The sequence below is a fragment of the Pseudomonas fluorescens genome, assembly GCF_000967965.1.
GTDB classification, from domain to species: Bacteria; Pseudomonadota; Gammaproteobacteria; order Pseudomonadales; family Pseudomonadaceae; genus Aquipseudomonas; species Aquipseudomonas grandcourensis.
This window is the reverse complement of sequence record NZ_LACC01000012.1, coordinates 45,861-58,775: the sequence shown is the minus strand read 5'-3', so window position 1 is coordinate 58,775 and position 12,915 is coordinate 45,861. Positions and strand designations below refer to the sequence as shown.

The 12,915-nt window shown below is 60.4% G+C and carries 10 protein-coding genes; 1 reads left to right on the top strand and 9 read right to left on the bottom strand.

What is annotated here, in order from left to right; genetic code table 11:
- Nucleotides 1–487: 487 nt before the first annotated feature.
- From VC35_RS09995 to VC35_RS09960, 8 genes are all read right to left on the bottom strand, one after another.
- Nucleotides 488–2,089: an AAA family ATPase gene (locus tag VC35_RS09995; protein ID WP_046039655.1), complete on the bottom strand. Its 1,602-nt coding sequence runs from the start codon at nt 2,087–2,089 to the stop codon at nt 488–490.
- A gap of 10 nt (nt 2,090–2,099) precedes the next feature.
- Entirely contained in the window at nt 2,100–3,200 is a 1,101-nt protein-coding gene (gene aroB / locus VC35_RS09990; RefSeq protein WP_046039654.1) for a 3-dehydroquinate synthase, read from the bottom strand.
- Nucleotides 3,201–3,351: 151 nt separating this feature from the next.
- Entirely contained in the window at nt 3,352–3,870 is a 519-nt protein-coding gene (gene aroK, locus VC35_RS09985; RefSeq protein WP_046039652.1) for a shikimate kinase AroK, read from the bottom strand.
- Nucleotides 3,871–3,874: 4 nt separating this feature from the next.
- Entirely contained in the window at nt 3,875–5,944 is a 2,070-nt protein-coding gene (pilQ, locus tag VC35_RS09980; protein ID WP_046039650.1) for a type IV pilus secretin PilQ, read from the bottom strand.
- Nucleotides 5,945–5,957: 13 nt separating this feature from the next.
- The gene (locus tag VC35_RS09975; protein WP_046039648.1) at nt 5,958–6,485 is read right to left on the bottom strand and encodes a pilus assembly protein PilP; all 528 of its coding nucleotides are present in this window, start codon (nt 6,483–6,485) and stop codon (nt 5,958–5,960) included.
- Nucleotides 6,482–7,105, bottom strand: a complete 624-nt coding sequence (locus tag VC35_RS09970) for a type IV pilus inner membrane component PilO (RefSeq protein ID WP_046039645.1) — start codon at nt 7,103–7,105, stop codon at nt 6,482–6,484. Before VC35_RS09970 ends, VC35_RS09975 begins: the two co-directional genes overlap by 4 nt.
- Entirely contained in the window at nt 7,102–7,668 is a 567-nt protein-coding gene (locus tag VC35_RS09965) for a PilN domain-containing protein (RefSeq protein WP_046039643.1), read from the bottom strand. Before VC35_RS09965 ends, VC35_RS09970 begins: the two co-directional genes overlap by 4 nt.
- A complete protein-coding gene (locus VC35_RS09960) occupies nt 7,668–8,732 on the bottom strand; it encodes a pilus assembly protein PilM (protein ID WP_046039641.1) in 1,065 nt (354 codons plus the stop codon). The genes VC35_RS09965 and VC35_RS09960 overlap by 1 nt, the downstream gene beginning before the upstream one ends.
- Nucleotides 8,733–8,949: 217 nt before the next feature.
- Here VC35_RS09960 and VC35_RS09955 point away from each other — a divergent pair, with 217 nt between their 5' ends.
- Nucleotides 8,950–11,391, top strand: a complete 2,442-nt coding sequence (locus tag VC35_RS09955) for a penicillin-binding protein 1A (protein ID WP_404942353.1) — start codon at nt 8,950–8,952, stop codon at nt 11,389–11,391.
- A 137-nt stretch (nt 11,392–11,528) separates the two neighbouring features.
- Here VC35_RS09955 and VC35_RS09950 read toward each other — a convergent pair whose 3' ends face one another.
- The gene (locus VC35_RS09950; RefSeq protein WP_046039637.1) at nt 11,529–12,797 is read right to left on the bottom strand and encodes a malic enzyme-like NAD(P)-binding protein; all 1,269 of its coding nucleotides are present in this window, start codon (nt 12,795–12,797) and stop codon (nt 11,529–11,531) included.
- Nucleotides 12,798–12,915 lie beyond the last annotated feature (118 nt).

The window sequence follows — 12,915 nt, the reverse complement described above, 5'->3', positions numbered from 1 at the left end:
AGGCTCACAAATTTGACGACGAAATGTCGCAAATCTATGTCGCATTTGTGAAAGGTTTAAAGCGATCTGCTGTGCTAGTCAAAACTTTTTTTAATTTTGACCGCAACGACTCAAAGACTACTGTGACGCAGACACCACAAGGCACGCAGCCGCAGGGGATGTTGGCGCTTGCTGGCGAACCGCGTTGCGCGCCAACGTGCGCGAGGCAAGGCGCGGGATGCCGCCAATGGTTGTTCCCTTGGCAAATCCCGCAACGCAGCCTCGCGCACGTTGGCGCGCAACCCGAAGGGACGCGCCCCATTTGGCGCTGGGCAGCGTTGCTCGGAACTTATTTGGAAAAACCAAACTGCGTTCCTCGCGCCTTGCCCAGCGCCAAATGGGTCTGCGTCGCGGTCGTCAGCAAGTGCCAACAGCCCCTGAAGGCGGCGTGCACTTGTAGAAATTTTGAGGTGCTTGGAGAGGCGGCCTGGGTAAGGCCGCCGAATCTTCAGCGAGTTGTTGCCAGTTCCTGTTGGACGCTGGCGACAGTGCGAGGCCAAGGTTTACCAGCCTGAACCTTCGCTGGCAAGGCCTTGATGGCGGAAACGGCTGCATCACGATTGGCGAAGTTGCCGTAGGTGATCACGTAGAGCGGCTTGCCATTGAGGACTTTCTTGAAATAACGGTACTCGCCGCCCTGCTCCTTGACGAAGCTTTGTGCGGCAGTTTCGGAGCTGGTGCCGAGGATCTGCACCACGTAGTTGCCCGGTGCCTGACCGGCATACCAGGTGCCGCCAGCAGCCTTGGCCGCCGGAGCCGGTTTCTCGGCTGGCTTGGCCGCCGCAGCAACGGCTGGCTTGGCTGGCGCTGGAGCAGGCTTGGCCACTGGAGCAGGCGCTGGCTTGGCGGTGGCGACCTGGGTCGGCGCAGGCGTCGGCTTGGCCGCTGGTGTCGGTGTCGGTGTCGGCGCAGGGCCGGCAGGAACGCCCACAGGAGGTGCGGTTGTGGTAACCGTCGGCGGCGTAGCGCTGGAACCCTCGACCGGAACGCCGTCGTCGCCTTCGGTGATGCCGCCTGCGGCTTCAGCCAGCGGGGCGCGCATGACCGGCTGTGAGTTACCGACCAACGGCAATGGCATCGGCTGCGTGTTGCCGGCGAACTCGACGGCCGGAGCACCGCCATTCGCGGTTGGCTGGCCCTGGCCAAGCGGCAGTTGCGCCTGTTCATTGGACGGCGCACCGGTGGTCGGTGCCTTGTTGCGACCTGGAATCAACCAGGCGGCAGCTACCGCGACCACGACCACGGCGGAAATCGCCAATACGTGTTTCTTCGGCATATTGAACCCCATTTTTGGACGCTTGACCGCTGAGCGGCTGGCGATCATGGCTTCGATCATTGCATCGCGGGCGACCTGATTGATGCTGCCAGGCCAACCTTCCGAGCTTTCGTGAATATCAGAGATCTGATCCGCGGTGAAAAGTTCGATACCGCGACCCGCGCCTTCGAGCCGCTGCTCCAGATATTCGCGGGTTTCTTCTTCGGTGTAGGGCTGCAACTCGATGACGTGGAAACGCTCTTCCTCGAGATGCAAAGCCTCTAGCTGACCGATCATCGAGGTCTCGCCGAACAGGAACACATGCGGGCGGCCTTCAGGCGCGCCGGCAGCCAGGACCATCAGAGCCTCAAGGGCGGACTCGTCGAGTTGTTCCGCGTCATCGACCAGCAGATAGACTTCCTGGCCGGTCAGTGCAAGCTGCACCACCTGTGCCAGAATCGCGTCGGCATCAGCCTGGCCGACGCTCAGCGCCTGGGCCACCTGGCGCAGCACACCGGCCGCATCGCCGGCGCCGCGGGCAGAAACCACCACACTTTGTACCGATTGCTTGTTGGTGCTGGCGACCAGGGCCTGACGCAACAGGGTCTTGCCACTGCCCTCGGGACCGGTGACCACCAGCAGCAACTGGCTGTAGCGGGCCAGGTGATGCAGTTGTCCCAGCACGGGTTTGCGCTGGGCCGGGAAAAATTTGAAGCCAGGCACCCGTGGAGCAAAAGGGTCATGACTCAACTGGTAATGGCCGAGGAAAGCCTCGTCGGCATGCAAACTAGTCATCGTGTTCTTATTAACCTTTAAGCTGAGCCAGGGCGCGGTAGTCTGCCCCCAGCGTGGCCTGTAGAACCTCTTTCGGATAATCGTCGGTCACCACCGCTTCGCCCATGTGGCGCAGCAGCACCAGGCGCAAACGACCGTCGATCACTTTTTTATCAATGGACATGTGTTCGAGGAAATCGGCTTCTGTCATCTCTTGCGGCGGAATGACCGGCAGCCCCGCACGCTGGAACAGACGAATGCCGCGATCACGCTCCTGCTCGCTGATCCAGCCGAGTCGCGCGGACATTTCCAGCGCCATTACAGTGCCAGCAGCCACTGCCTCACCATGAAGCCATACACCATAGCCCATGTGGGTTTCGATGGCGTGGCCAAACGTGTGGCCCAGGTTCAAGGTGGCACGAACGCCCGTCTCTTTCTCATCGGCACCGACCACCGCCGCCTTCGCCGCGCAGGAGCGCTCGATGGCATAGGTCAGGGCTTGCTGGTCCAGATTGCGCAGGCGGTCGACATTGTCTTCGAGCCAGGTCAGGAACGGCTCATCACAGATCAGCCCGTACTTGATGACTTCGGCCAGCCCGGCGGACAGCTCGCGCGCCGGCAAGGTATTGAGGCTGGCGGTATCGATCAGCACCACGTTCGGCTGATAGAAGGCGCCGACCATGTTCTTGCCCATCGGATGGTTGATTCCGGTCTTGCCGCCCACCGAGGAGTCGACCTGCGACAGCAGCGTGGTCGGAACCTGGATGAAATCGACGCCGCGCTGGTAGCAGGCGGCGGCAAAGCCGGCCATGTCACCGATCACACCGCCACCGAGGGCGATCACCGTGGTACGGCGGTCATGCCGGGCGGTCAGCAGACCGTCGAAAATCAGCTGCAGGGTTTCCCAGGTCTTGAAGGCTTCGCCGTCGGGCAGTACCACGGAAATCACCGAGAACTGCGCCAGGCTGCGGGTCAGACGCTCGAGATAGAGCGGCGCAACAGTCTCGTTGGAGATGATCGCTACTTGCCGTCCGCGAATGTGCGGGGCCAGCAGCTCGGGCTGATCCAACAAACCTTCGCCAATATGAATCGGGTAGCTGCGCTCGCCTAGATCGACCTTGAGTGTCTGCATGTGTCCCCACAGTGAAGATGGAATCAGGCGTTCTGCCCTGAGTTAACGAATATCCACGGCCTCCGCTGGTGTGACGCCGTTCGGTAGCCATCCGCCACAACCTTGAGCGGTCATGGCGAGACGCCGAGGATAGCGCATTTCGCGCGGCGCTTTAACGGGGTGGCAACTGCTGCAGACGCTCTAGAATATCGAGTACGACCATTCGTGGGGGCCGCTCATCGGTTTCGACCACCAGGTCGGCAATTTCCCGATATAGCGGATCGCGGATCTCCAATAGATCCCGAAGGGTCTTGGCCGGATCGGCGGTACGCAACAGTGGCCGGTTGCGGTCGCGGGACGTGCGACCGACCTGCTGCTCGACCGACGCATGCAGATAAACCACTCGCCCACCGGCATGCAGTGCCCGACGATTGGCTTCGCGCATGACCGCGCCCCCGCCTGTCGCCAGCACCACACCGTCGCAATCGCACAGCTCGGCAATCATTGCCTGCTCGCGATCACGAAAGCCCGGTTCGCCTTCCTTATCGAAGATCCAAGGGATATTGGCGCCCGTGCGCAATTCAATTTCCTTATCGGAATCTTTGAATGGCAGGCGCAGCTCTTTGGCCAGCAACCGGCCGATGGTGCTTTTTCCAGCACCCATCGGTCCAACAAGAATCAAATTTCGCACAGAATCAATGACTCACAGCAATCGCCCGATTATTCATGATACGCGGAGTGAGGAATACCAACAGCTCGGATTTTTTCTCCGAAACCACATCACGCCGGAAAAGGCGGCCAAGATACGGCACATCGCCAAGAAATGGCACCTTATCTACAACCTTGCTCTGAGTATTTGAGAAAACGCCGCCAATGACGATGGTCTCGCCATCGTTGACCAAGACCTTGGCGTTGACTTCGTTTTTCTTGATGGGCGGTACATCCTGGACCTTGTTGAGGTAATCCGGCTCGTCCTTGGTGACCTTGACCTCCATGATGATCCGGTTGTCGGGCGTGATCTGCGGCGTCACCTCCAGCGAAAGCGAAGCCTCCTTGAACGACACCGAAGTCGCGCCGCTGGAACTGGCCTCCTGATAGGGAATCTCGGTGCCCTTGAGGATTTTCGCGGTTTCCTTGTCGGACGTGACCACCTTGGGCTGCGAGACGATTTCCCCGTTGCCGGTTTTTTCCATGGCCGTCAGCTCCAGGTCCAGCAAGACGTTATCGGTGATGAACGCGATGCCGATTCCCGAGGTATTGTTGGCTACACCCATGTCGACGAACGGCGAATTGGTGCTGGTACTGCCGAGCGTTCCGATGGTCGATGACCCATTGAGTCCGTTGCTGACGCCGGAGGTGTTCCAGTTGCCCTTGTTCTGTATCGAGCCGCCCCAGCGCACCCCGAGGCTTTTGTCATAGTCGACGTTGGCCTCGACAATGCGCGCCTCGATCATCACCTGACGCACCGGGATATCCAGTTGCGTGACAATCCTGCGCAGCTCGTCCAGCCGGTCCTGGGTCTGGTAGGCAATGATGTTGTTGGTGCGCTCATCGACGGTGATCGACCCCCGTTCGTCGGGTTTCGCTTCGGCACTGGTCACCGACTGGAAGAGCTTGGCGATGTCCGCCGCCTTGGCGTAATTGACCTGCAACAGCTCCCGACGCAACGGCGCCAGATCGGCAATCTGCTTCTGTGATTCGAGCTCCTGACGCTCACGGGCAGCAATTTCATCGGCCGGCGCAACAAGCAGGACATTGCCGACCTTGCGCTTGTCCAGCCCCTTGGTTTTCAGCACCAGATCCAGCGCCTGATCCCACGGTACGTTCTGCAGGCGCAGGGTAATTCCCCCCTGGACCGTGTCGCTGGCCACCAGATTGAGGTTGGTGAAATCGGCGATCAGCTGCAGCACCGAGCGCACATCGATGTCCTGGAAATTCAGCGATAGCTTCTCGCCGCTGTAGGCCTGTTGCCCGACATTGCGCTTTTGCAGCTCGTCGACCGTCGCCGGGCGAACGCTGACCGTGAGCTTATTGTCAGTCTGATAGGTCGAGTAATCGAACGTGCCGCCGGGCTCAATGCTGATGACGGCTCGATCTCCGCTCGCGCTGGCATTGACGAACTGCACTGGCGTGGCGAAATCCTTCACGTCCAGACGCACGCGCAATGGCTCGGGCAATCGGGTTTTGGCAAACCCGACGATGATCTTGCCCTCGCGCTCTTGTATGTCGGGCGCAATCGATGGATCCGACAAATCGATCACCACGTTGCCTTCGCCCTGGGTTCCCCGCTGGAAATCCACCCCCCGAATGGCCTTGCCTGCCGTCGCGGCGGCTCGTGCCGGGACCGACGTTGCGGTAACCGCCGGCCTGGATGTCGACGGTTTGACTCCCTGGCCGACAACTACCAGCAAATTGTTGCCTTCAATTCGCGAGTCATACGGGGCCGGCTGGGTCAGGTTGATGATCAATCGCGTACGGTCCCGGGCTTCCACCACCGTCGCACTACGGGCATTTCCACTGCCGAGATCGCGAGTCTTGCTGGCCAACTGACTGGTGACACCCGGCAAATCCAGGGCAATCCGGGCCGGCGAATCCGTCGTGTAGCCGTGGGGCACCGGGGGCGGTGCATCGAATGACAACTTCAACTCGACACGGTCACCCGGCAGCGCAGCGACATCCAGCGCCTTGAGATTGGCCGCTTGCACCATCGGCGACAACAACGCTATCCATAGCGAAAGGCCGACGGTGGAAAGAATCCTGTTCATTATTGGAGTTCCACTATGAGTGCTCTTTCAAGGAAATGGTCCGGGGGCGCTCCAGCCACGCCCCCTGACCATCAGGGACAATTTCAACCACATCGACTTGAGAGCCGCTGATCGCAACGATCCGTCCGTCGTTACGCCCCAGGTAATCGCCGACTTTCAGCCGGTGCACCCCACCCGCCCCGCGCAACAGGGCATAGGAGCCCGTTGCATTGGAAAGGGTGCCGACCATTTCAAACTGCTCGATGTTGAAGCCTTCGAGGTACTGCCTGACCCGACCCGGGTCGGGTTTGACGTCATGCGAACCCCGCCGCCGGGCTACCAGATCAGTGCTGATCTGCGGCGAAAACGGGCTACGCAGATTCGTCGCGTTGTAAGTGAATGCCGGGTGAGACTGGAATACCGGCGTTGGTTCAATCTTCCCCGGCCCGTGCAGGCGCATTTCGTTCATGTACGCGTCCAGATCGGTGTAGTCATCACCTGCGCCACAACCGGACAGGGCAGACAGCAACACCACCACCGAAAAACAACGTGCCGGGCTCATTGATGCTGTCCCTTGTCGTTGTAGCGGTAGGTCTTGGCGAGGATGATCAAGCGCAGCTTCGGGCCACCCTTGGGGCTGACGGGGGCAAGGTCGAAATCGTGCAAGGTGACGATTCGCGGCAACCCGGCCACACCACTGACGAAGGTGGCCAGGTCGTGGTAATCCCCGGTGACTGTGATCTGGATCGGCAGTTCGATGTAGAACGGCTGGGCGACCTCCGGCAGCAACTTGATCTCTTCAAACTCCAGGCCGCTGCCGAGGCCCGTACGCGTGATGTCTTCCAGCAAGCCGGGCACTTCGGTGTCGCTGGGCAGTTGTCGCAGCAGTACGTCGAAGGCGTTCTCCATCTCCTTCAACTGCTGGGTGTAGAGATCCAGATTTGCCGCCATGCGGGCTTTGCCGGCGAACTGCTCCTTGAGAGTCGACTCTTCCTCGCGCTTGAGATCGAGCTGGCTCACAAGGTCGCGGGTGGAAAAGCTATAGCCAAAGGTCATCACCAGAAGCACGAGCAAACCAGCCACCAGAAACTTGATCGCCGGCGGCCAGGAACCCATGTTGCTGGTATCCAGGTCATTGATGTCGATCTCGCGCAGCCCTTCGAACCATTCGGACAGGCTCATTTGCCCTCCTCCGGTTTTGCGGGCTGAGTCTGGCGAACGGTCAACTGGAAGACGTTGGCCTGCTCCACCTGACCCGCAGCCCTGGCCTTGACTTCGGTCAGGCTCGGCGCATCGAACCAGTCTGATGCCTCGAGGTTGCGCATCAATTCTGAAACACGGTTGTTGGATTGAGCAGCGCCGGTGATGGACAAGGTCTTTGCGCTCATTTTCACCTCGGTGAAATACACGCCATCGGGCAGGGCTCGCGCTAACTGGTCAAATATCCGCCCGCTGATTTGGCGATTACCTTGCAGGTCCTGGATGACATCCATGCGCTCGACCAATTGCTGACGACGCGCCTTGAGATCATTGATCTGGGTGATCCGTTCATCGATCACGGCGACTTGCTTGCCGATGTAATCGTTACGGGCGACTTGCCGGTCGATGGCACCGCTGATGACCTGGTTCGCGACCAGCACCGCACCCATCGCACCCACCATTGCCGCCACCAGGACCAGCAGGAAGCGCTTGCGGCGAACTTCACGCCGCTCCTCGCGCCAGGGTAAAAGGTTGATCCGTGCCATCAGTCGAAGCTCCTGAGGGCCAGACCGCAGGCGATCATCAACGCCGGGGCATCACTCGCCAGGGCAGCACCATTGACCTTGCTGCCCAGAGTCATTTCGCAAAAAGGGTTCGCGACCTGGGTCGGCGTGCCCAATTGCTGCTCGATCAAACGGTCCAGCCCCGGGATCGACGCGGTACCGCCGGCCAACAGGACATGGTCGACGGCGCTGTACTGGCCGGAGGCAAAGAAGAAATGCAACGAGCGCGACACCTGCTGCACCAGCGCCTCGCAAAATGGCTGCAAGACCTCACCGGCATAGTCACCCGGCAGACCGCCCTTTTTTTGCGCCAACCCCGCCTGCTCCAGCGTCAGGCCATAGCGACGCTGGATTTCCTCGGTCAACTGCCGTCCGCCGAACAGTTGCTCGCGGGTGTAGATGATCCGCCCGTTGTGCAGCACGCTCAGGGTGGTCATGGTGGCGCCGATGTCCACCACTGCAACCGTCGAAGGTTCCCCGGAAACCGTGAGCCGGCTGGCCAGCAATTCGAATGAACGCTCCAGCGCGTAGGCTTCGACATCGACCACACGGGCGGTCAGCCCCGCCAGGGCCAGGGCCGCCTCGCGGACTTCGACATTTTCCTTGCGACAAGCGGCGAGCAGCACGTTGACGCGCTCGGGATTGCGTCCGGAGGTGCCCTGGACTTCAAAGTCGATCGCAACTTCGTCCAGGGGATAAGGAATGTACTGGTCAGCCTCGATCTTCAGCTGGCTTTCCATCTCGTCCTCGGATAGACCGGCCTCCATCTCGATGGTCTTGGTGATCACCGCCGAGCCCGCCACGGCCACGGCCACGTTCTTGAGGCCGGTTCTGGCCTTGGCCAGCGCACGCGCAAGGGCCAGCCCCACGCCTTCGAGCTCGGCGATATTCTTTTCGATCACCGCGCCGATCGGCAACGGCTCGACCGCATACGCCTCGACTCGAAAACGCTCACCCTGACGGCTCAACTCCAGAAGTTTTACCGAGGTGGAGCTGATATCGATGCCCAGCAGCGTATTGGATTTTTTGTTGAAGAGTCCTGGCACTACCAATTCCCTATGACTTTCCGTGAGTTACGGACTCTGCAATGTCCATTGCGTTCAATCCGCCCGTCTTGACAGCAGCGCCAGCCACGCTCCCGATCAGAAAAATGCTTATAATGCCCAGCGTTTTTTTCCGCATTTGCTCAAGCGCGGGTCGTTCTCATTTAGCCTGAACCCTGTTGCCCAATTCATTTTTTACCCTGGATATCCAAAAGCCTTGATTCGTCTGCTGAAGTTTTTCGGTTGGTCCATCGTCGCGGTTTTCTGCGGACTCCTTCTGGGTCTGAGCGGGGCGTACCTCTACCTTAGTCCCGGACTTCCGTCCGTGGAGGCGCTGAGAAGCATCCAGTTGCAGATCCCTTTGCGGGTCTACAGCAGCGATAACAAGTTGATCGCAGAATTTGGCGAAATGCGCCGTACACCGATCCGTTTCGCCGACATTCCCCCCAACTTCATCAATGCGTTACTAAGTGCTGAAGACGACAATTTCGCCAACCACTATGGCGTCGATCCGAGCAGCCTGATGCGTGCCGCGACCCAGCTGGTCAAAAGCGGACACATCCAGTCCGGCGGCAGCACGATCACCATGCAGGTGGCGAAGAACTTCTTCCTGTCCAGCGAACGCAGCTTTTCGCGCAAGACCACCGAAATCCTCCTGGCTCTGCAGATCGAACGCCAGCTGACCAAGGACGAGATCCTCGAGCTGTACGTCAACAAGATCTATCTGGGTAACCGTGCCTACGGCATCGAGGCGGCGGCGCAGGTCTATTACGGCAAATCGATCCGCGATGTCAGCCTGGCGCAGATGGCGATGATCGCCGGCCTGCCCAAGGCGCCGTCGCGCTTCAACCCGCTGGCCAACCCGGCGCGCAGCAAGGAGCGCCGCGACTGGATCCTGGGGCGCATGTACAAGCTCGGAAAAATCAGCGAGGCCGACTACACCACTGCAGTCAACGAGCCGCTGAACGCCAGCTATCACGTGCCGACGCCGGAAGTGAACGCCCCGTACATCGCCGAAATGGCCCGCGCCGAAATGGTCGGACGTTATGGCAGCGACGCGTATACCGAAGGCTTCCGCGTCACCACCACGGTGCCGAGCGACCTCCAGGAACTGGCCAACACCGCGGTCCACGAAGGCCTGATGACCTACGACCAGCGTCACGGCTATCGCGGGCCTGACTCGCGACTGCCAGGCAAGACTCGCGAAGCCTGGGCAACCGAGCTGACCAAACAACGCACCATCAGCGGCCTGGAACCGGCCATCGTGACCCAGGTCGACAAGAACGGCCTGCAAGTGCTGACCCGCACCGGCCAGGAACACGTGAACTGGGACACCATGAAGTGGGCCCGGCCGTTCCTGAATACCAACAGCATGGGCGCCAACCCGAAACAACCCTCGGACGTGGCCCAGGTCGGTGACCTGATTCGCGTGCAGCGTCAGCCGGACAATTCGCTCAAGTTCAGCCAGATCCCGCAAGCCCAGGGCGCACTGGTGTCCCTGGACCCACAGAACGGCGCCATTCGTTCGCTGGTCGGCGGTTTCGCCTTCGAGCAGAGCAACTACAACCGCGCATTGCAGGCCAAGCGCCAGCCGGGCTCGAGCTTCAAACCGTTCGTCTACGCCGCCGCACTGGATAACGGCTACACCGCCTCCAGCCTGGTGAACGACGCACCGATCGTGTTCGTCGACGAGTACCTGGACAAGGTCTGGCGTCCGAAGAACGACACCAACACCTTCCTCGGCCCGATTCGCCTGCGTGAAGCGCTGTACAAGTCGCGCAACCTGGTGTCGATCCGCTTGCTGCAAGCGATGGGCGTCGGCAAGACCATCGACTACATCACGCGCTTCGGTTTCAACAAACAGGACCTGCCACCCAACCTGTCCCTGGCGCTGGGCACCGCGACCCTGACGCCAATGGAAATCGCCACTGGCTGGAGCACCTTCGCCAACGGCGGCTACAAGATCACCCCGTTCATCATCGACAAGATCGAAAGCCGCAACGGCGACACGCTGTTCGTCGCCAACCCGCCGACCGTGCCTCAGGGCGGCGCCGCCAGCGATGGCATTGCCGCGCCAAGCGCCCCTCAAGCCTTCACGGTCAACGCAACGCAGGGCGAAGCCCCGGGTGCTACGCAGGCGCCACAAGCACCCGCCGTGGCCGAACGCATCGTTGACGGGCGCACCACGTACATCCTCAACAGCATGCTTGAGGACGTGATCAAGCTCGGCACCGGTCGTCGTGCACTGGCCTTGGGCCGCCCTGACATTGCCGGCAAGACCGGTACGACCAACGAATCCAAGGACGCCTGGTTCTCCGGCTACAACGCCGATTACGTGACGACCGTGTGGACCGGTTTCGATCAACCGGAAAGCCTGGGTCGCAAGGAATTTGGCGGCACCGTCGCGTTGCCGATCTGGATGAACTACATGGGCGCCGCGCTCAAAGGCAAACCGCCACATACGCAACCGGAGCCCGAAGGCATCCTCAGCCTGCGAGTCGACCCGATCAGCGGCCGCGCGGCCAGCCCGGGCACGCCTGGAGCCTACTTCGAACTGTTCAAGGTCGAAGATACGCCACCGTCGGGGAACGAACTGGGCAACGGCCTGGCACCTGGCAGCCCGCTGCCAGCGGATGAAGCGGCGCCGATCGATTTGTTCTAGAGCAGCAGCTGCAAGCTGCAAGCCACAAGAGGAAGCTAGTGGCCCGCACCTGCTTTTAACTTGCAGCTTGTAACTTGCCGCTTTGAGCCCATAAAAAACCCCAGCACTTGGCTGGGGTTTTTTATGGGCGACTGCTTTTATCCGTTGAACACGTCATCCACGCTTTTGAGCGGATAGTTCTTCGGATACGGCAGGGTCGCCACACCGGTCTCGATCGCGGCTTTGGCCACGGCATCGGAGATCAGGGTGATCAGACGGGCATCCATTGGCTTCGGAATGATGTACTCACGACCGAATTCCAGCTTGACACCGCCGTAGGCGTCGCACACTTCCTGAGGTACTGGCAGCTTGGCCAGTTCACGCAGGGCATTGGCCGCAGCCACTTTCATTTCTTCGTTGATGCGCTTGGCGCGAACGTCCAGGGCACCACGGAAGATGAACGGGAAGCCCAGTACGTTGTTGACCTGGTTCGGGTAGTCGGAACGACCGGTGGCCATGATCACGTCGCTACGGGTAGCGTGCGCCAGCTCCGGGGAAATTTCCGGATCAGGGTTGGAGCAGGCGAACACGATCGGGTTCGGCGCCATCGCCAGCAGGCCTTCAGCGCTCAGCAGGTTCGGGCCGGACAGGCCAACGAACACGTCAGCACCTTGCAGGGCTTCAGCCAGGGTGCGCTTGTCGGTCGCGTGAGCGAACACAGCCTTGTACTGGTTCAGGTCGTCACGGCCGGAGTGGATCACGCCGGTACGGTCGACCATGTAGATGTTTTCGATGTTGGCGCCCATGCTCACCAGCAACTTCATGCAGGAGATAGCGGCAGCGCCGGCACCCAGGCAGACGATCTTGGCTTCCGGCAGGGTTTTGCCAGCGATTTCCAGGGCGTTGATCATGCCGGCGGCGGTCACGATAGCGGTGCCGTGCTGGTCATCGTGGAATACCGGAATATCGCACTGCTCGATCAGAGCGCGTTCGATTTCAAAGCACTCTGGTGCCTTGATGTCTTCCAGGTTGATGCCACCGAAGGTGATGGAGATGCGCTTGACGGTGTCGATGAAGGCTTGCGGGCTTTCGGAGTCGACTTCGATGTCGAAAACGTCGATGCCGGCGAAGCGCTTGAACAGTACGCCTTTACCTTCCATCACTGGCTTGGAAGCCAATGGGCCGAGGTTACCCAGACCGAGAATCGCGGTGCCATCGGAAATGACTGCAACCAGGTTGCCTTTGCCGGTGTACTTGTAGGCCAGTTCAGGATCGCGGGCGATCTCGCGGACTGGTTCGGCTACGCCCGGGCTGTAGGCCAGCGACAGGTCGCGAGCGGTAGCAGTGGCCTTGGTGAGCTCGACACTCAGCTTCCCTGGACGAGGATTGGCGTGATATTCGAGAGCGGCAGTTTTCAGATCAGACATTTTGGCATTCCGCTTTTACTGTTGGACAGACTGGTCAGCGAGGATACGCGCCTCGCAAAGTCCCCACAAGACTGACCGGTCACCCCTGTCAAGCGCCCGGCCCTACGACTTTGGGCCA

Bases quoted from the DNA above. Each gene is read 5' to 3' on its own strand.
- VC35_RS09965 (WP_046039643.1), bottom strand. From the start codon at position 7,668: ATGGCACGGATCAACCTTTTACCCTGGCGCGAGGAGCGGCGTGAAGTT.
- VC35_RS09995 (WP_046039655.1), bottom strand. From the start codon at position 2,089: ATGACTAGTTTGCATGCCGACGAGGCTTTCCTCGGCCATTACCAGTTG.
- pilQ (WP_046039650.1), bottom strand. From the start codon at position 5,944: ATGAACAGGATTCTTTCCACCGTCGGCCTTTCGCTATGGATAGCGTTG.
- aroB (WP_046039654.1), bottom strand. From the start codon at position 3,200: ATGCAGACACTCAAGGTCGATCTAGGCGAGCGCAGCTACCCGATTCAT.
- VC35_RS09950 (WP_046039637.1), bottom strand. From the start codon at position 12,797: ATGTCTGATCTGAAAACTGCCGCTCTCGAATATCACGCCAATCCTCGT.
- VC35_RS09975 (WP_046039648.1), bottom strand. From the start codon at position 6,485: ATGAGCCCGGCACGTTGTTTTTCGGTGGTGGTGTTGCTGTCTGCCCTG.
- VC35_RS09970 (WP_046039645.1), bottom strand. From the start codon at position 7,105: ATGAGCCTGTCCGAATGGTTCGAAGGGCTGCGCGAGATCGACATCAAT.